Here is an 18,434-nt window from a genome sequence, read left to right on the forward strand (position 1 = left end):
AATCTCGCCCGCCGTTACGCAGAAGCGAGATTGGGCGCAAACTGTGCGCCGACGGCACGCGGCCAAGCGTCCACCAGCCGTTGTTGCAAAATAACCTCAGTAGCTGGACCAGATATACTTTCGGGCATGGGCTGGTCTTGGCGATGCGTCAGGCTGTCACTATAAGGACCGTTCCGCGATTCATTTGCGGGAGGTCCGAATGGCAGTATTTCAAATGGTAATGCGAGGCCGCGAAGCTTAGGTCTCATCCGGCGCTCCGCGAGGGTCTGTCTCTCGTGCCGAAGCCGGATCGAGCTCAGGCTTATGCCGATGCCGGTCGCCGCCCTCCCGAGGGCTCGACGCCAATATGCCACTCCGCATCCCGGGCACCATCTGCCCCAGCGCGGCTTTTCAATTTCGACCTTACTGGGATCGGGCTCGTTTGCGCCCGAATGACATCATGGCTCGTTTTAAGATCGATCTGCGCGCGAGCGCCTTTCGCAGCGTTCTTGGCTTCACGCTCACTCATTGGCGGCGCCAGCGATGGCGGCTGTCGCTCATCATGGGCGGTTTTCTGCTGTCGACGCTCGCCGACGTGCTGACGCCGCTCTATTCCGGCCGGCTGGTCGACGCCGTGGCCAGCAGCGCCGGCGCGGATGCCATTGCCTGGAATGCCGCGATGACGGCGTTTTCCATCCTGATGGCGCTCGCCCTGACCGGCGTCGTGCTGCGCAACCTGGCCTTCATGGGAATCGTCGAGCTGACGCTGAAGATGATGGCCGACATCGCCGCCGATGCCTTCCATCGCGTCCAGCGTTTTTCCACCGACTGGCATGCCAACAGCTTTGCCGGCTCGACGGTGCGCAAGGTGACGCGCGGCATGTGGGCGCTCGACCTGCTCAACGACACGATCCTCATCGCGCTGCTGCCGTCGGTTGTCATGCTCGTTGGCTCGACGCTGCTGCTTGGCTGGTTCTGGCCGCTGATGGGCGCGGTTGTCGCGGCAGGCTCGGTGCTGTTCATCATGGTGACGGCGATGCTGTCGCTCGGCTATGTCGCGCCGGCGGCAAGGCTTGCCAACACCTGGGACACGCGGCTGGGCGGATCGCTGGCTGACGCGGTGAGCTGCAACGCCGTGGTCAAGGGTTTTGGCGCCGAGGAGCGCGAGGAGCACCGCCTCGCCAAGGTGGTTGCCAAATGGCGGGCGCGCACGCGGCGCACCTGGGTGCGCGGCACCATCAACGGCACCACGCAAGGGGCGCTGCTGCTGGCCATGCGCGCCGCGGTGATCGGCCTGGCGCTGATGCTGTGGTCGTGGGGGCAGGCGAGCGCCGGCGACGTCGCCTTCGTGCTCACTTCGTTCTTTGTGCTGCAGGGCTATTTGCGCGATATCGGCACGCATATCCGCAACCTGCAGCGCTCGATCAACGACATGGAGGAGCTGGTCGATTTCCAGTCCGAGCCGCTCGGCATCGAGGACCGGCCCGGCGCCAGGCCGATCCGGATCACGCAAGGGGCGATCAGCTTCGGCAACGTCACCTTCCATTATGGCAGCCACCGGTCGCCGCTTTATCGCGACTTCTCGGTCGACATCGCACCGGGTGAACGTGTGGGGCTGGTCGGCCATTCGGGGTCGGGCAAGACGACTTTCGTCAAGCTGATCCAGCGGCTCTACGATGTGAACGCTGGAAAGATCCTGATCGACGGCCAGGATATCTCGCAGGTGGCACAGGGATCGCTGCGCGGGCAGATCGCGATCGTCCAGCAGGAGCCGATCCTGTTCCACCGGTCGCTGGCCGAAAACATCGCATATGCTAGGCCAAGTGCGACGCAGGATGAGATCGAGCATGCCGCACGCTTGGCGAGCGCGCACGACTTCATCACCAGCCTGCCGAAGGGTTACGGTACACTGGTGGGCGAGCGCGGCGTGAAACTGTCGGGCGGCGAGCGGCAACGCGTGGCCATCGCGCGTGCCTTCCTCGCCGATGCCCGCATCCTGATCCTGGACGAGGCGACATCGAGCCTCGATTCGGAATCGGAGGTGCTGATCCAGCAGGCGATGGAACGGCTGATGGTCGGCCGCACCACGCTGGTCATCGCGCACCGGCTCTCGACGGTGCGGGCGCTCGACAGGCTGCTGGTCTTCGATCGCGGCAAGATCGTCGAGGAAGGCTCGCATGACGAGCTGATCCGGCTGAAAGGCGGCATCTACCGCCGCCTGTTCGAGCGCCAGGCGCTTGAACTGACCAAGGGCCTGGTCATTTGAGCAGAAGGGGCCTCCGGCTTCGGCTGGAGGCCCCTCCCAGGCATCAGTCAGCTGGAGCGACGTACGCGGCATTGTTTTTGCGCCCCCGGTTTCTAGGCGTTTTGGTTATAACGCAGGCCGCGACACGTCGTTTCTACCACCGGTTGCCGCTCATTTACTCAAAAGCAACTCAGAGATAGTAGGTGCGTATCCTGGGGATCGGATTGATCAGCGCAGGATTTTGGCTTGCCTCTTGTTTCCACAAATGCTGGTCCAGAAAAGGTGGCTTCGCCGTCGGTGCTGGACTCCCAACACGGTTCGGTTCGGCCGCTGGCTGCAGAAGATCTCGAGCGGGTCGCGGCACTCTTCCTGGCCAAGTTTCGCCGGCGGCGTCACCTCCGCGATCGCGCGGTCGCGGAGACGGCCGCGTATATGAGGGAGATCTATCTCGACCCTGCCGGCCAGTCGGGGCCGAGCAACGCTCTTGTCCAGATCAACCCGCAAGGTGATCTGGGCGGGTTCCTCGGCGTCCTGAAAGCCCGCTACGAGCTCAACGGAACAACATTGAAAGCGGCGATCATCGGTCCGCTGATGGCCGACCCCGGCACCGATCACGGTTCCGCCGGCCCGCAATTGCTGCGTGTCCTGCATCAAGGCGAATTCGATCTGTATCTGACCGATTCCGCCAACCGGGTGTCCCTGGCCTTCGCGCGCCCGATGAAATATCAGCTCCTGCCGGTGCATTGTCTGGGATGGACCTGTATTTTCCGGCCGGCCGCGATGGCCGCCGCCATGTTGCACCGTAGATGGCCCGGCCTGCCTCGCCTGATACTCGACCCCGGCGCGAGAGCATTCGATGCCCTTGCGAAAAGAAGGTTCGGGTCCCCCATCCAGCCTTCATCGTCGCATCGGGTCCATCATGAACCGATGGATGCCGCGCAGTTTGCCGAGCGGCTGCCGGGCCTCCTGTCCGATTACGCTCTTCGGCCGCGCTGGGAGAATGGCGAGCTGCCACGGCTGCTGGCGCTGGCGGCCGAGAAGCGAGCCGACGGTCCGCTTCATTTCGGTGGGACTTACGACGAAACGGGCAAAATGCTCGGTTGTCATGCCTTCTATGGTCAAGCTGGCGGCATCGCGAACCTGTTGCAAATCCAGGCGTCCGGATCTCACTGGGGCGCGACGTTGGACGGACTTGTCGCGGCTGCGTGGGATTTGGGCTGCGTGGGCATCACGGGGCAGACGCAGAGCCGATTCATGCCCCAACTCTTCGGCTACAGGAATGTCTTCTTCCGCTATGCCGGAGGGACGATGGTCCGCTCGCGGATAGCCGAGGTCACGGAAGCGGTCCGCTCCGGCGACATCTTTATCGGTGGGTTGATGGGCGACCGCTGGACCCGTCTCAGTTCCGACGATTTCGGCCACTGATCGGACTCAACGACCTGTTCGCCGGCACCGTCGCTCCACAAGTTGACCTATCGCGGCAGGGAAAGGCGGCTTATGTGCCGCCTGGGCCCACGCCACCACGGTCTTTTCATTGCTTGCGCCATGTTCTATGTCTGCCCCACGGTGCGGGGGCGCATCTTGTCAATCACCAAGGCATCCGGTACGCCCCGCTCATGACAGTTACCGTTCGTTTCGCTCCGTCACCGACCGGCCGCATCCATATCGGTAATGCGCGCACCGCTCTGTTCAACTGGCTGTTTGCCCTCAACAACAAGGGCCGCTTCATCCAGCGCTTCGACGACACCGACATCGCCCGCTCGAAGCAGGAATTCTCCGACGCCATCCTCTACGACCTGCATTGGCTGGGCATTTTTCCGGATGCCACCGAATATCAATCGCGACGCTTCGAGATCTATGACGCGGCGGTTGAGCGGCTGAAGGCCGCAGGCGTTCTCTATGCCTGCTACGAAACGCCCGAGGAACTCGATCTCAGGCGCAAGGTGCGCCGCACGCGCGGCCTGCCGCCGGTCTATGGCCGCGAGGCCTTGACGCTGACGCAGGAGCAGGTGGCCGAATACCAGGCCGACGGCCGCCGGCCGCACTGGCGCTTCCTGTTGCCCAATTTCTCCGGCGATCCGCAGCAGCCGGAGCGCACCGAGATCCATTGGAACGACCTGGTGCGCGGTGAGGAAACGGTTGACCTGGCCTCACTGTCCGACCCAGTCCTGGTGCGCGAGGACGGCACCTATCTCTACACGCTGCCTTCCGTCGTCGATGACATCGAGATGGGCATCAGCCATGTCATCCGCGGTGACGACCACGTCACCAACACGGGCGTCCAGATCGCCCTGTTCCGGGCATTGGGTGCCGAACCTCCGGTGTTCGGCCACCACAATCTGTTGACCACCGTCTCGGGCGAGGGGCTGTCGAAGCGTACCGGCGCGCTGTCCATCGAAAGCCTGCGCGAGGATGGCATCGAGCCGATGGCGGTCGCTTCGCTTGCCGTGCTGGTTGGCACTTCGGAAAACGTCGCTGCCGCGCATGATCTCGGCGAACTCGCCGGCCACTTCGACCCGGCCGCGACGTCGAAATCATCGGCCAAGTTCGATCCGGACGAGCTTTTCGTGCTCAACCGCGTGCTGCTGCACCATATGCCGTTCGACGAGGCGCGCGACCGGCTGATGGTGCTTGGCATTTCAGGCGAGCAGGCCGAGCCGTTCTGGCTGGCCGTGCGCGGCAATCTCGACCGGCTGGCCGATGCCGTGGGCTGGTGGCGGATCCTGCGCGAGGGACCGCAGGAGAAGCCCGAATTTTCCACGGACGACCGCGATTTCCTTCACCAGGCCTTCGATGTCCTGCCTGAAGATCCCTGGAGCGGGACGGTCTGGAAGGATTGGACGGGCAAGATCAGGGAAGCGACCGGGCGCAAGGGCAAGGCACTGTTCATGCCGCTGAGGCTTGCCCTTACCGGGCTGCCTTCGGGGCCGGAGCTTGCAGATCTATTGCCGCTGATGGGTCGGGAAGGAACGTTGGCCCGACGACCCTGACCTTGCGCTGCTCCGGCGGCAAGGCGGACACGGGCGACGTCACCGGCTTGGCGGAGAGACGCTTGATGGCTTCGCGGTCGAGCCCGCCTTCCGTATTCGCCAGGGTCTCCGGATCCGCCCCCGGATCGGGCTTGGAAGGCGGAACCGGGGTGAACGATGTTGCGTTCGTCTCGGGCTGGGACTGCTCAGGGGCGGGCGGGTTGCCGCCGATGATCTGGAAATTCTGCGCGGCGTTGCAACCGCAGGCCGGCGGCCGCGCCACGTTGGACTGCTTGTAGAGATAGGCGGTCGGCAATTCGCTGTAGGGCCTGCCGGTGACCGATGACGTCATCGATGCCGAATCGTCGTCCATGCCGCGTGAATAGAAGACCTGCATCTCGGTGCCGGGGCAGCTCGATTCGCAGTTCTTCTGGTCGCGCTCGAAGTCGCTGGTCGAGGCGGCGTTCGACATCGGGAAGAAATAGCCGTCGCAGGTGCGCACGCAGGTGGTGTGGAACTCACCGCCGGTGCTCGGAAAGTCTGGAATGCCGGGCCGGTTCAGGATGCGGCTTACACCGCGCTCCTCGTCTGTATCGTCAGATTGGTCCGACCTGTCGGACTGCCGGTTGTCGCCGCCGAAAAGCTGGTCGAACAGGTTTGCGCTGCCGTCTTCACGGCTTGCTTCCCGCAGGGGTTCCCGGCGCGGGGCAACCGGGTCGTCGCGGCAGCCATTGGCGTCGAGCGCGGCCAGGATGCGACCACGGTCGCGGCGCGATCCGCCGCCGCCGGCGAGCTGGGCTCGCTTGGCCTGCAGGCTGTCGAGATTGGCGCTCATGCGGTCGATGGTGGCGTTGAGCCCGGCGCACTGGTTGACGTTGCGGGAAAACAGCGAAAACCCGCATCCGGCGCCGTTCGCCTGGCCGCGAGCTTTTGAAATCTGCTCACGCTGCCGTTCGATCGCGGCGTCGTATTTGCGGATCATTGCCGGACCGCCGCCACCGCCGCGCGAGGCAGCGGCAAGGTCGGCTTCCAACTGGCGGCAGACCCGCGAGGCAGCCTGCGGCTCGGTGATTGTGGCGCCGGACAGCAAAAGGCCAAGCAGCACGGCAGCATGCGCCTGCTTCAACCCTCCGACTGTCATCCGTCCAACTCCGCCTGATCGTCCGCAAGGCTATCGTATTCGCGGTTAACCGCAATTTACTGCGAAAGCTGCGTTGCGCCCAGATCGACGATCGCCTGTGCCTTGTGCGCGGCTTCGACGACGGCCAGCGCGGTCATGTTGACCACGCCGCGCGACGTGACCGAAGGCGTCAGAATATGCGCCGGCTTGTCGGTGCCGAGCAGGATCGGCCCGACATGCAGCGCATCCATCATGGCACGCAGCGCCGTCAGCGTGATGTTGGCCGAATCGAGGTTCGGGAACACCAGGAGATTGGCTTCGCCCTTCAGCCTCGAATGCGGATAGACGCGCTGGCGCAGATGCTCCGACAAAGCGGAATCGGCATGCATTTCGCCGTCGCACTGCAATTCCGGCGCGATGCGCGCCAGGATCGCCGCCGCCTGCCGCATCTTGAGCGCGCTCGGCGAATCGCGCGAGCCGAAATCCGAATGCGACAGCAGTGCCGCCTTCGGCTCGATACCGAAGCGCTGGATCTCCTCGGCCGCCAGCACGGTCATCTCGGCGATCTCCTCGGCGGTCGGGTCGACGGAGACGTGGGTGTCGGTGAGGAAGATGATGCCGCGCTGCGAGATCAGCATCGACAGCGTCGACAAATCGTAATCCTTGATGCCGGCGCGCGGCCCGATGATCAGCGTCACGTTGCGCAGATGCCGCTCGAAGCGCCCTTCGAGGCCGCAGACCATGGCGTCGGCATCGCCACGCTTCAGCGCTAGTGCGGCGATCACCGTATTGTCGGTGCGCACCATGGTGCGCGCGGCCTCCGTCGTCACGCCGCGCCGGCCGGCGAGTTCAATCAGGAGGTCGACATAGTGGCGATAGCGCGGATCGTCTTCCGGGTTGATCAGGCCGAAATCGACACCCGGCTTGATGCGCAGGCCGTAGCGCTTCAGCCTGACTTCGATAACATGCGGACGGCCGATCAGGATCGGTTCGGCTATGCCTTCCTCGAGCACCACCTGGGCGGCGCGCAGCACACGCTCATCCTCGCCGTCGGCGTAGATGACGCGCTTGGCGCTCGAGGCCTTGGCAGACGAGAACACCGGCTTCATCACCAGGCCGGAGCGGAAGACGAAGCGGTTGAGCTTGTCGATATAGGCGGCGAAATCGGTGATCGGCCGTGTCGCGACGCCGGTGTCGCAGGCCGCCTTGGCGACCGCCGGCGCGATGCGCAGGATGAGCCTGGGATCGAAGGGCGAGGGGATCAGGAACTCGGGTCCGAAGATCGGCGTCTCGCCCGAATAGGCGCGCGCGGCGACGTCCGAAGGCTCTTCGCGGGCAAGGGCCGCGATGGCGCGGACCGCCGCCATCTTCATCTCCTCGTTGATGGCGCTGGCGCCGCAGTCCAGCGCACCACGGAAGATGTAGGGGAAGCAGAGTACGTTGTTGACCTGGTTGGGAAAATCGGACCGGCCTGTGCAGATCATCGCGTCGGGGCGCGCCGCGCGTGCAACCTCCGGCATGATCTCCGGATTGGGATTGGCCAGCGCCAGGATCAGCGGCTTCGGAGCCATGTGCTGGAGCAGTTCCGGCTTCAGCACGCCGGCGGCCGAAAGGCCAAGGAAGACGTCTGCACCCGCAATGACGTCGGCCAGCGTGCGCGCCTCGGTATCCTTCACATAGGGGTCTTTCCAGCGGTCCATCTCGTCGGTGCGGCCCTTGTAGGCGACGCCGAAGCGGTCGGTGACCCAGATGTTTTCGACGCGCACGCCGAGCGAGACCAGGAGGTTGAGGCAGGCGAGGGCCGCGGCACCGGCGCCGGAGGTGACGACCTTGATGTCCGAAATGGTCTTGCCGGCGAATTCCAACCCGTTGAGCACGGCCGCGGCGACGATGATGGCGGTGCCGTGCTGGTCGTCGTGGAACACCGGTATCTTCATGCGCGCCTTGAGCCGCTCCTCGACCTCGAAACACTCAGGCGCCTTGATGTCCTCGAGGTTGATGCCGCCGAAGGTCGGCTCCAGGGCAGCGACCGTTTCGACCATGCGTTCGATTTCGGGCGCGTCGATCTCGATGTCGAAGACGTCGATGCCGGCGAATTTCTTGAACAGGACCGCCTTGCCCTCCATCACCGGCTTGGACGCCAGCGGGCCGATATTGCCGAGGCCGAGCACTGCCGATCCGTTGGAGACGACGCCGACCAGGTTGGCGCGCGCCGTATAGTCGGCGGCGGTCGCCGGATCGTCGCGGATCTCCAGGCAAGGGGCCGCCACGCCAGGCGAATAGGCGAGCGCCAGGTCGCGCTGGTTGCCGAGCGGCTTGGTCGCCTGGATTTCAAGTTTTCCAGGCGTCGGATACTTGTGGAAGTAGAGGGCGGCTTCGTCGAGGTCCGAACGTGCCGTTTTCTTGCTCTCGCCAGTCATTCCGGCCCTCCCTGCGCTCTGCCTGCGACCCTTCTTAGCATGCGGCCGCGGTTTTTCGAGACGCCAAATGACGCAATCGCGGATCACATTGGCGAGACAGGAATAGCTGATTTATTTCAGCCGCTTCGACAGGGTTTCTTTCGCGTTGCGATTACCGAGGCTCAGAACGCGCTGACGTAGAGGCCGCCATCCACCGGAATGTTCTGCCCGGTCAGGTAGCCGGCATGGACCGAGCACAGGAAGGCGCAGATCTGGCCGAATTCCTCCGGCGTGCCGAGCCGCTTGGCCGGCACGTCGGCGCTGATGCGGGTCTTGCGCGCCGCCGCCGCCGCGGGCTCCTCGACGGTGCCTGCCTCATGCGGGCCGCGCAGCCGGTCGGTATCGAGCTTGCCCGGCAGCAGGCTGTTGATGGTGACGTTGCGGTCGATCACCGTGCGCGCCACGCCGGCGAGGAACGAAGTCAGGCCGGCGCGCGCTCCCGACGACAGGTCGAGGCCGGGGATCGGCACGTAGACCGACAGCGAGGTGATGTTGACGATGCGGCCGAAGCCACGTTTGGCCATGCCGTCGATGACGGCCTGCACCAGCTCGATCGGCGTCACCATGTTCTGGGTGACGCCTTCGAGGATTTTGCCGCGATCGAGTTCGCGGAAATCGCGCAATGGCGGGCCGCCATTGTTGTTGACGAGAATGTCGGGTTCGGGGCAGGCGGCAAGCAGAGCCTTCTGCACTTCGGGTTTCGAGACATCACCGACGACTTCCGTGACCGTCACGCCGTAGCGCTCGCGCAGCTCCGCGGCGGTCTTCGCCACCAGTTCGGCGTTTCGTCCGTTAACGACGATGTCGCAGCCGGCCTCGGCCAGCGCCATGGCGCAGCCTTTTCCAAGTCCCTTGCTCGAAGCGCAGACGATGGCTTTCTTGCCGCGAATACCGAGATCCATGACGATTTCTCCTGTGATTTGGCCGGCAGGCTAGCTCTTAGGCTGGCCCAATCGCAACCGTCATACGGTTGTTGCATGAATCGGGGCATAGGCTGCACGAAAGCAACGGTGAAACGCGATGTCCGGCCAAGAGCCCCGCACCTTCCGCAGCATGTTCATTTCCGATGTCCATCTCGGCTCGAAGGCGGCCAAGGCCGAATTCCTGATCGATTTCCTTCGCTATCACGACGCCGACATCATCTATCTGGTCGGTGACATCGTCGACGGCTGGCGGCTGCGGCGGAGCTGGCACTGGCCGCAAAGCCACAATGACGTCGTGCAGAAATTGCTGCGCAAGGCGCGCAAGGGCGCCTCGATCACCTATATCGCCGGCAACCACGATGAGTTCGCCCGCCAGTTCCAGGGCGTGCATTTCGGCGGCATCGTCGTTGCCGACCGCGCCATCCATGAGACCGCCGACGGCAGGCGCCTGCTGGTCATCCATGGCGACCAGTTCGACACCGTCGTCCACAATCAGCGCTGGCTCGCCTATCTCGGCGACCATGCCTATGACGCGGCCATGCAGGTCAACCGTGTCATCACGCGTCTGCGCCAGCTGCTCGGCCTGCCTTACTGGTCGTTCTCGTCCTGGGCCAAGGTCAAGGTCAAGAAGGCCGTGAACTTCATCGGTTCGTTCCAGACGGTGCTCAGCGAGGAAGCGCGGCGCTCGCATGTCGACGGCGTCATCTGCGGCCACATCCACCACGCCGCGATCGAGAATTATGGCGATGTGCAGTACATCAACACCGGCGACTGGGTGGAGAGCTGCACGGCGGTGGTCGAACATTTCGACGGCCGCATGGAAATCCTGACCTGGGCGCATGTCCTGCCTGAAGCGCCGGACGAGCCTTTCATCCCGATGTTGATCGAAGACCGGGTCGGGCAGGCGGCCTGACACGGAATTCACGGCGGCTTTCAGCGTTAATCGGTTAGTCCAGCCGGTTTCGCCTGGTTTTCCGCCATGTTAAGGGATCGATCTACATCGCCAGCCGGCCGAGCGCGGCGTAATTGGATCGATTCATGTCCCTGCCGCCGCTTTCGCCAGAACAACTCGTCAAGCCGCGCCATTTCGAGCTGCGCATGAGCCTGATCTTCGCGACATTGTTCGTGTCGCAAGGCACGCATCTGCCCTATTTTCCGCTCTGGCTGCAGGCGAAAGGTTTCGGCGCCGAACAGATCGCCGTCATCCTTGCCGCGCCGATGTTCCTGCGCGTTCTGACGACCCCCATGCTGACGGCACTTGCCGACCGGGCGAAGGACCGCGCCGACGTCTATATCGTGCTTGTCGCGGCAACGATGGTCATTTCGGCGGGCTATTTCCTGCCGGCGACCTACGCGACCGTACTGGCCGTATCACTGATTCTGACGATCGTCTGGACACCGCATTCGCCAATGGCCGATTCGCTTGCATTGTCCGGGGTGCGCCGCTTCGGCTCGAACTACACCGCCATGCGCAAATGGGGCTCGATCTCCTATCTCTGCGCCAATGTCGTGGGCGGCTTCATCCTGGCGGCGGCCGGAGCCAAAGCCGTGCCGGTGATCATTTTCGCGGCGCTTGCCGCAGCGCTTGCCGCGGCCTTGTTCGCGCCCCGCATGGGGCGGCCGCGCAAGGCTTCGCTGTTGTCGGCCACTGAAATCCAGCACGCGGCGCCGAGCCTGTTCAACGCCTATTTCCTCTATTTCACCTTCGGCGTCGGCATCATCACCGCCAGCCACGCCTTCCTCTACGGTTTCGTTTCCATCTATTGGAAATCGATCGGCATCAGCGATTCCGTCGTTGGCCTGCTGTGGGCCTGGGGCGTGGTGTCCGAAGTCTGCATGTTCTTGTTTTTCAATCATATTTTCGCGTCCGTATCCGTGGTCAAGGTGATGGTGATCGCCGGCATCGGTTCGATCCTGCGCTGGATCGTCTTTCCACTGGTATGGCCGCTCGGCCTTGGCGTCGCCGGCTTCTTCGCCGTGCAGTCGCTGCATTCGGTGTCTGTCGCAATGGTGCTGATCGGATTGCAGAAAATGATCGGCGAGACCGTCTCCGAAGAGCGCACCGGTGCCGCGCAAGGCATCGCCTATTTCTTCAACGGCTTCTTCATGGCAGCCGTCACGCTTGCGTCCGGGCCGCTCTATGACCGTCTCGGCGTCGACGGTTTCCTGGCGATGATCCCGATCTCGATCGTCGGCCTCGTTCTGATCGGGCTTGCAGCGCGCTCAGCCCCAAAGCACCCGATCCGGGGGTGAGACGAGCGAACCCCGGTAGACAAGGCCCGGCTCGCGGTCGCGCGCAAGCAACAGCGGACCGTCAAGGTCGACGAAATCGGCGTCCTGGGCGAGCACCACCGCAGGCGCCATCGCCAGCGAGGTGCCGACCATGCAGCCGACCATGACGCCGAAACCGAGTTCCCGGGCGCGGTCGCGCAGGACGAGCGCCGCCGTCAGCCCGCCGGACTTGTCGAGCTTGATGTTGACGGCGTCATAGAGGCCGACAAGCAAATCCAGGTTTTTCGCCTCGTGTACGCTTTCATCGGCGCAGATCGGCACCGGATGCGCGATGTGGCGCAGGATGCCGTCATGGCCGGCCGGCAGCGGCTGTTCGATCAGCGCGATGCCTTGTTCCGCAGCAAAGGCGAGGTTCGCGACGATGTTGTCGTCGGTCCAGCCCTCATTGGCATCGAGGATGATTCGGCTCTCGGGCGCGGCCTGTCTCACCGCCTGAATCCGGGCGATGTCGTTGTCGCCGCCGATCTTGACCTTCAGCAGCGGCCGGCCGGCATTGGCGCTGGCCTGTGCCGCCATCGCCGAGGGTTCGCCGAGCGACAGCGTGTAGGCGGTTTCGAGCGGACGCAGCGGGGCCGGCCAGATTGTGTTCGCCACTGGAGTGCCGCTGATCTTGGCTTCGAGGTCCCACAGGGCGCAGTCGATGGCGTTGCGGGCCGCGCCGGCCGGCATCGCATCGAGCAGGGCGGTCCGGTCGATGCCGCCGGCGATCCGCCCGCGCATGGCCTCTATCGCCGCGTGCACGCCGTCCAAGGTTTCGCCGTAGCGCTTGTAGGGAACGCATTCGCCGCGCCCGACATGCCCATCCTGGCTGATTGTGCAGGTGATGACCTCGGCTTCGGTCTTGGAGCCGCGCGAAATGGTGAAGGTGCCGGCGATCGGGAAACGCTCGGCCTCGACCGAAATGACACGCGCCATATTTTTCTGCTCCGGCTGTGCGAGAAGGGTTGTCGGCAAATCGACAAGGTCGGACCCATCAGGCTAAACAGGACGCCATGTTGACCATAGGCAAGCGCGACGCAAGCGGCACGACCGCCTCGGAGGCTGACCACCAGCCGCGCGTGGCTATCGGCGAGGAGGGCGGCGTTCTCGGCTGCGCCTTCTCCGGTGTCTGGACGACACGGACCGTGGCACTGATCGACGCGGACATGCGCAAGATCGAGAAACGAAGCGGTTTCAAGACTTTGGCACTCGATCTTTCCAAGATCGAGAAGATCGACACCGCTGGCGCCTGGCTGATCGACCGGCTGGTCAGCGTCTTCGAGAAGAAGAACGTCGAGGTCCGGCTGCAAGGCCAGAGCGAGATCGCGTCCATCCTGCTCGATGCGGTGGGGGAGGCTGTCCGCCGCGAGCCCGAATCCGGGCCGGCGCGGCCGCCCAATATCGTCCTTCGCGCCCTCGAGGCGGTTGGCCGACGCGTCTATGAGATGCGCGACGATTTCCTTGCCTCGATGAATATTTTGGGCGCCACCATCCGCGGCGCGCAGATGAAGCTCGGCCGCGGCCATGCCGTCAATCCGGCGGCGATCTTCAACCAGATCGATCGCATGGGCGTCGGCGCCATACCGGTGGTGGTGCTGATGTCGGCCATCGTCGGCGCCATCGTCGCCCAGCAAGGCGCCTACCAGCTCAGCTATTTCGGCGCCGATATCTTCGTCGTCGACCTCGTCGGCGTGCTGATCCTGCGCGAACTCGGCGTGCTGATGACGGCAATCATGATCGCCGGCCGTTCCGGCAGCGCGATCACCGCCGAGATCGGTTCGATGAAGATGCGCGAGGAGGTCGACGCGCTGAAGGTCATCGGTCTCAACCCGATCGGCGTGCTGGTCTTTCCACGCCTGGTTGCGCTGGTGATCGCCTTGCCGTGCCTGACAATCATCGCCAATTTCGCGGCGCTCGGCGGCGGCATCGCCGCGGCCTGGCTCTACTCCGACATTCCGCCGGCCGCCTTCCTCGACCGGTTGCGTGTCGCCATCGATCTCAGCACCATTTTCGCCGGCCTGATCAAGGCACCGTTCATGGCGATGATCATCGGCACGATTGCGTCCGTCGAGGGTATGAAGGTCGGCGGCAGCGCCGAATCGCTCGGCCAGCACGTGACCGCCTCGGTGGTGAAGTCGATCTTCGTCGTCATCATCCTCGACGGGCTTTTCGCCATGTTCTACGCAGCGATCGAGTTCTGACATGGCTGAGGGGAATGGGATCGCGACGAAGGAGCAGGGCGAGGGCGACCTCGTGCTTTCGGTGCGCGACGTCACCGTTGCCATCGAGGACAAGCTGATCCTCGACAAACTATCGCTCGACATCAAACGCGGTGAGATCCTGGGTTTCGTCGGCGCTTCGGGCGCCGGCAAGTCGGTCCTCCTGCGGACCATTCTCGGGCTGATGCCCAAGCAGTCGGGAACGATCAAACTGTTCGGCGTCGACGTCGACAAGGCAAGCGATATCGAGCGGCTGCGCATCGACATGCGCCTGGGCGTGCTGTTCCAGCATGGCGCGCTGTTTTCGGCGCTGACCGTGCTGGAGAACGTGCAGGTGCCAATGCGCGAATATCTCGACCTGCCGAGAAAGCTGATGGACGAACTGGCATTGCTCAAGATCGAGCTGGTCGGCCTGCCGCCGGATGCGGCGCAGAAATTCCCCTCCGAACTCTCCGGCGGCATGATCAAGCGCGCCGCCCTGGCGCGCGCGCTGGCGCTCGACCCGGATATCGTCTTTCTCGACGAGCCGACGTCGGGCCTCGATCCGATCAGCGCGGCCGAGTTCGACGAACTCGTCGTCAAGCTGCGCGACACCATGGACCTGACCGTCTATATGGTCACGCACGACCTCGACACGCTGTTTACCGCTTGCGACCACGTGGCGGTGCTCGGCAAGAAAAAGGTGCTCGTCGAAGGCAGCATCGACGACATGCTGAAAAGCGAGGAACCGTGGGTGAAATCCTATTTCCGCGGAAAACGCGCCCGGCAACTTGATCTTGCGGCGCGCGCATAGCCATAAGTGAAGCAATGGAAACCAGAGCCAACTACGTCATTGTCGGGATTTTCACGCTGGTTGCGATCCTGGCGGCGTTCGGCTTCGTCTATTGGACGGCCGCGATCGGTGATAGGGGCGAGACGACGCTGCTGCGCGTGCGCATCCCGGGCTCGGCTTCCGGCCTCGGCCGCGGCAGCTTCGTGCTGTTCAACGGCGTCAAGGTCGGCGACGTCAAGCGTGTCTATATCGACGTCGACAATCCGACCGTCGCCATCGCTGACACCGAGATCGATCGGATGACGCCAATCACCAAGTCGACGCAGGCCGATATCGGCCTTGCCGGCCTCACCGGGCAGGCCAACATCGAACTCAAGGGCGCCGATCCCAAGGAAGTGAAGCTGCTCGACCAGGCGGAAAAGGAAGGCAAGGTCGCCGAGATCGTCGCCAACCCATCCGCCGTGACCAATCTGTTGCAGACAGCGCAGAACATCTTCAACCGCGCCGACAAGGTGCTGAGCGAACTCGAAGGCTTTACCAAGGACGTCCGCGGACCGCTGACGCAGACCGTGAAGAATGTGCAGACATTCTCCGACGCGCTGGCCAAGAATTCCGACGGCATCGACAAGTTCCTGTCCTCGGTCAGCGCGCTCTCCGACGAACTGAAGGGCGTGTCCGGCAAGCTCGACGGCACGCTGAAGGCGGCGGAAGGCCTGCTCAATGCCGTCGACAAGGACAAGATCAAGAGCATCGTGGCCAACGTCGACACGGTGACCGCGAACCTCAAGCAAACCTCGCAACAGCTCGATGGCGTCATCAAGAATGTCGATACGGCGGTCGGGTCCGTCAACGACTTCGCCAAGCAGACGCAGGGCACGCTGGCCAAGGTCGACGGCGTTCTCGACGGCATCGACCCGGCGCAGGTGCGCACGGCGCTGGCCAACATCCAGAAGGCCAGCGAGAACGCCAACAAGGCCGCCGCCGACATCGCTGTCGTGACCAACAAGTTCGCCAACCGCGCCGACGACATCGACCAGACGATCAAGGATGCCAAGCAATTGGCGCAACGGCTCAACGATGCCTCGGTGCGTGTCGACGGTATCCTGGCCAGGGTCGACAAATTGCTCGGCTCCGGCCAGGCGGATGGCGTGATGGCCGACGCCAGGGCGACGCTGAAATCGTTCAAGCAGGTCGCCGACACGCTGAATGCGCGGCTTGGCGTCATCACCGACAATCTGGCGCGCTTCTCGGGCCAGGGCCTGACAAATGTCGAGGCGCTGGTGCAGGACAGCCGCCGTTCGATCAACCGCATCGAGGAAGCGGTGACGGATCTCAGCCGCAATCCGCAGCGTATCCTTTCGGGTGGCGACGGTGAGGTTCGGCAATTCGATGGCAGGGCGCGGCGTTGACTTCGGCGTCGGCTCGCCTCAGAAACATGAGCTGCAAAAGCGGGTTGATCTTACGATCCGGGGACAACGGGGATCGCGCGTGAAGTCTGTGTGGGTGAGAACGGGCGGGTTGACATCGGCTGCGGCACTGCTTGCCCTGACGCTGGCGGGCTGCGCGGCGTTAGGCGGCAAGCCTGCGCCGCTCGACACTTTTGAGCTGTCTGCGCCTTCGGTCGACGCGCATGGCCATAGCCGCAAGCAGATCCTGATCGCCCAGCCTTCGGCGCTCAAGGCGCTGGACAGCCAGAACATCGTCATCAAGCCCTCCGACGGCTCGATCCAGTATCTCAAGGGCGCGCAATGGGCCGATCGCCTGCCGCTGATCGTGCAGGCGCGGCTTGCCGAGACGTTCCAGCGCTCGGGCAGCTTTGCCGGTGTCGGCAAGCCGGGCGAGGGTCTGGCGATCGATTACCAGGTCATCGTCGAGGTTCGGTCCTTCGAAGTGCGCGTCGATGGTGGCGAACACGCCGAGGTCGACCTGTTCGTGCGCTTGCTCAACGACCGCAATGGCGAGGTGCGCGCCTCCAAGAGCTTCAACGCATCCGCACCCGTTTCGGGCAAAGGCAACTCCGCCTATGTCGGTGCGCTCGACAATGCGTTCGGTGATGCCGCCAGGCAGATCGTTCGCTGGACGGATTCGGTGATCTGAGCGCCGGTCTCGTTAGCTGAATCTCGCCAACGCTTTCAAGCTACAGGCGCTCGAAGACATCCGGCCGCAGCTTTGCGGTCAGCATCAGATGCTGCAGCGTGTAGGCCAAGGACAGCGCATCGTCGAGCGCGTCGTGCCCATGCAATGGCGGGTGCTCGACGCCATAGTAAGTCCGCGAGCTTGTTGCTCGGCGTCCTCGCCAGATCCTCGATCGGCATCCCGGCCGCGATCAGCAGCTTGACGGCATTGTCAAACCGGGTGGCCGGGATCGAAGGCTGAATGCCCGCGACATAGCAGCTGATGGCGATCATGTTCAGTTCGTCCTTGCCCCAGGACCAGAACCGCGCGCCACCGGAAAAACGGTCGATTTCGGCGAGGGCTGCTCCGAGCTCGACCCCCTTGGTCTCGACGTCCTCCTCGGTGACGCCGGTCAGCTTGGTGAAGAACGGGTCGAGGGCGTATCTTTGGCCGAACCGGTCGACCGGTCTGATATAGGCCTTGTGCGTGCCGAGCAGGGGAAAGTCGCCCTCGAGCCCAAGCTTGGCCGCGCCGATCTGTGCGATGACCGGGTCGGGATCGTGGGCCGCGCACCAGAATCGACGTTGCGAGCCCTCAAGGCAAAGAAACTCACAGTCGAATATGATTGCCGTCTTCACGGTCACACCCTTGAGCGCTAGGGCCGCAGGTTCTGTCGGTGGATTTTCGCCTTGCCGGGGGAATCGAACCCTGGATCGTTCCTGAACCTAGTCGCTGCGGGCAGGGTCAGCGCGTGCCGGAGATTTGGAGGAGCAACAGGCGGGACATTGCCCCGCCTGTTGAATTCCTGGCCTTAGTGCAGGCGGCCACTGGCGTGGGCCAGCATGGTGTAGACCTTGCCGGTGTCCGACGTCAGGTAGGTCTGCGCCATGATGTTGTCGCGGTCGTTGCGCGAGACATCCTTGAGCAGTTTTTCGAAGTCGTCGCAGTAGCGGTCGACGGCGGCGCGGAATTCGGCCTCGGCCTGGTACTTGCGGCGGATCTCGTCGAACGTCTGCTGACCCTTCAGCGTGTAGAGCCGGCGCGTGAAGACGTCCCGCTCGCCGCGCCGATAGCGGTTCCACAACTCGATCGAGGCATCATGGTCGATGGCCCGTGCGATGTCGACAGAGAGCGAATTCAGCGATTCCACGACGTGCAGCGGCGAGCGCTGGGCAGGGGCCGCCGTGCGTGGTGCTTCCGTGGGAGCGGAAGGCGCCGTGGGCCTGAGGTCTCCTTCGTTCGATGCTGCGGTCAAGAGATCGCGTACCCAGCCGCCCTGCGGCGTGCGGGTGTTGGCGTCGGCGCGAGGGCGCGGTGCCGCCTCGGCCGGACGCTCGAGGTCGAGCGTGCCGCGCAGCGCGG

14 protein-coding genes and 1 pseudogene are annotated in these 18,434 nt (G+C 63.9%); 9 read left to right on the forward strand and 6 right to left on the reverse strand.

Annotation, left to right across the window (positions count from 1 at the left end; translation table 11 throughout):
- Positions 1-439 precede the first annotated feature (439 nt).
- The 3 genes from X743_RS166525 (at position 440) to gltX (ending at position 5,214) form a co-directional block, all read left to right on the forward strand.
- Entirely contained in the window at positions 440-2,245 is a 1,806-nt protein-coding gene (locus tag X743_RS166525; RefSeq protein ID WP_023763656.1) for an ABC transporter ATP-binding protein, read from the forward strand.
- A 225-nt stretch (positions 2,246-2,470) separates the two neighbouring features.
- Positions 2,471-3,649, forward strand: coding sequence for a hypothetical protein (locus tag X743_RS166520; protein ID WP_023763657.1), 1,179 nt, complete (start codon positions 2,471-2,473; stop codon positions 3,647-3,649).
- 191 nt (positions 3,650-3,840) lie between these two features.
- Entirely contained in the window at positions 3,841-5,214 is a 1,374-nt protein-coding gene (gene gltX, locus X743_RS166515) for a glutamate--tRNA ligase (RefSeq protein ID WP_023763658.1), read from the forward strand.
- On the opposite strand, the gene X743_RS166510 is transcribed toward gltX, so the two are convergent.
- From X743_RS166510 to X743_RS166500, 3 genes are all read right to left on the reverse strand, one after another.
- A complete protein-coding gene (locus X743_RS166510) occupies positions 5,132-6,334 on the reverse strand; it encodes a DUF2865 domain-containing protein (RefSeq protein ID WP_031257384.1) in 1,203 nt (400 codons plus the stop codon). The two genes, gltX and X743_RS166510, sit on opposite strands and share 83 nt — an antisense overlap.
- A 56-nt stretch (positions 6,335-6,390) precedes the next feature.
- Positions 6,391-8,733 (reverse strand): NADP-dependent malic enzyme, encoded by a 2,343-nt coding sequence (locus tag X743_RS166505; protein ID WP_023763660.1) that lies wholly within the window; start codon positions 8,731-8,733, stop codon positions 6,391-6,393.
- A 161-nt stretch (positions 8,734-8,894) separates the two neighbouring features.
- On the reverse strand, positions 8,895-9,674 hold the full coding sequence (locus X743_RS166500) for an SDR family oxidoreductase (protein ID WP_023763661.1): 780 nt from the start codon (positions 9,672-9,674) through the stop codon (positions 8,895-8,897).
- A gap of 118 nt (positions 9,675-9,792) precedes the next feature.
- Here X743_RS166500 and X743_RS166495 point away from each other — a divergent pair, with 118 nt between their 5' ends.
- Both X743_RS166495 and X743_RS166490 read left to right on the forward strand, forming a co-directional pair.
- Positions 9,793-10,608: a UDP-2,3-diacylglucosamine diphosphatase gene (locus X743_RS166495; RefSeq protein ID WP_013895247.1), complete on the forward strand. Its 816-nt coding sequence runs from the start codon at positions 9,793-9,795 to the stop codon at positions 10,606-10,608.
- A gap of 125 nt (positions 10,609-10,733) precedes the next feature.
- Positions 10,734-11,948 carry an MFS transporter gene (locus X743_RS166490; protein WP_023763662.1) on the forward strand — a complete coding sequence of 405 codons (1,215 nt, stop codon included), beginning with the start codon at positions 10,734-10,736 and terminating at the stop codon, positions 11,946-11,948.
- Here the strand turns inward: X743_RS166490 and dgcA are convergent.
- Positions 11,919-12,902, reverse strand: a complete 984-nt coding sequence (gene dgcA / locus X743_RS166485) for an N-acetyl-D-Glu racemase DgcA (protein WP_023763663.1) — start codon at positions 12,900-12,902, stop codon at positions 11,919-11,921. The genes X743_RS166490 and dgcA overlap by 30 nt on opposite strands.
- 77 nt (positions 12,903-12,979) lie before the next feature.
- On the opposite strand from dgcA, the gene X743_RS166480 reads away from it, so the two are divergent.
- The 4 genes from X743_RS166480 to X743_RS166465 are packed head-to-tail and all read left to right on the forward strand — an operon-like array spanning position 12,980 to position 17,054.
- A complete protein-coding gene (locus X743_RS166480; protein WP_023763664.1) occupies positions 12,980-14,167 on the forward strand; it encodes an ABC transporter permease in 1,188 nt (395 codons plus the stop codon).
- Between the two features lies 1 nt (position 14,168).
- Entirely contained in the window at positions 14,169-14,978 is an 810-nt protein-coding gene (locus X743_RS166475; RefSeq protein ID WP_023763665.1) for an ABC transporter ATP-binding protein, read from the forward strand.
- 14 nt (positions 14,979-14,992) lie between these two features.
- Positions 14,993-16,366 (forward strand): MlaD family protein, encoded by a 1,374-nt coding sequence (locus tag X743_RS166470; RefSeq protein ID WP_023763666.1) that lies wholly within the window; start codon positions 14,993-14,995, stop codon positions 16,364-16,366.
- The gene (locus X743_RS166465) at positions 16,347-17,054 is read left to right on the forward strand and encodes an ABC-type transport auxiliary lipoprotein family protein (protein ID WP_032922827.1); all 708 of its coding nucleotides are present in this window, start codon (positions 16,347-16,349) and stop codon (positions 17,052-17,054) included. Before X743_RS166470 ends, X743_RS166465 begins: the two co-directional genes overlap by 20 nt.
- Positions 17,055-17,094: 40 nt before the next feature.
- Here X743_RS166465 and X743_RS01000000168560 read toward each other — a convergent pair.
- Both X743_RS01000000168560 and X743_RS0135330 read right to left on the reverse strand, forming a co-directional pair.
- Positions 17,095-17,710 (reverse strand): annotated as a pseudogene (locus X743_RS01000000168560) (3'-5' exonuclease).
- 173 nt (positions 17,711-17,883) lie between these two features.
- The coding region (locus X743_RS0135330; protein ID WP_031257386.1) for a hypothetical protein at positions 17,884-18,434 on the reverse strand (551 nt) is incomplete at its 5' end.

Source organism: Mesorhizobium sp. LNHC232B00 (genome assembly GCF_000502435.1).
Classification (GTDB): domain Bacteria; phylum Pseudomonadota; class Alphaproteobacteria; order Rhizobiales; family Rhizobiaceae; genus Mesorhizobium; species Mesorhizobium opportunistum.

What these genes read in the sequence shown, in the direction of transcription:
- X743_RS166525 (WP_023763656.1), top strand. Translation starts at nt 440, where the DNA reads ATGGCTCGTTTTAAGATCGATCTGCGCGCGAGCGCCTTTCGCAGCGTT.
- gltX (WP_023763658.1), top strand. Translation starts at nt 3,841, where the DNA reads ATGACAGTTACCGTTCGTTTCGCTCCGTCACCGACCGGCCGCATCCAT.
- X743_RS166510 (WP_031257384.1), bottom strand. Translation starts at nt 6,334, where the DNA reads ATGACAGTCGGAGGGTTGAAGCAGGCGCATGCTGCCGTGCTGCTTGGC.
- X743_RS166505 (WP_023763660.1), bottom strand. Translation starts at nt 8,733, where the DNA reads ATGACTGGCGAGAGCAAGAAAACGGCACGTTCGGACCTCGACGAAGCC.
- X743_RS166500 (WP_023763661.1), bottom strand. Translation starts at nt 9,674, where the DNA reads ATGGATCTCGGTATTCGCGGCAAGAAAGCCATCGTCTGCGCTTCGAGC.
- X743_RS166495 (WP_013895247.1), top strand. Translation starts at nt 9,793, where the DNA reads ATGTCCGGCCAAGAGCCCCGCACCTTCCGCAGCATGTTCATTTCCGAT.
- X743_RS166490 (WP_023763662.1), top strand. Translation starts at nt 10,734, where the DNA reads ATGTCCCTGCCGCCGCTTTCGCCAGAACAACTCGTCAAGCCGCGCCAT.
- dgcA (WP_023763663.1), bottom strand. Translation starts at nt 12,902, where the DNA reads ATGGCGCGTGTCATTTCGGTCGAGGCCGAGCGTTTCCCGATCGCCGGC.
- X743_RS166480 (WP_023763664.1), top strand. Translation starts at nt 12,980, where the DNA reads ATGTTGACCATAGGCAAGCGCGACGCAAGCGGCACGACCGCCTCGGAG.
- X743_RS166475 (WP_023763665.1), top strand. Translation starts at nt 14,169, where the DNA reads ATGGCTGAGGGGAATGGGATCGCGACGAAGGAGCAGGGCGAGGGCGAC.
- X743_RS166470 (WP_023763666.1), top strand. Translation starts at nt 14,993, where the DNA reads ATGGAAACCAGAGCCAACTACGTCATTGTCGGGATTTTCACGCTGGTT.
- X743_RS166465 (WP_032922827.1), top strand. Translation starts at nt 16,347, where the DNA reads ATGGCAGGGCGCGGCGTTGACTTCGGCGTCGGCTCGCCTCAGAAACAT.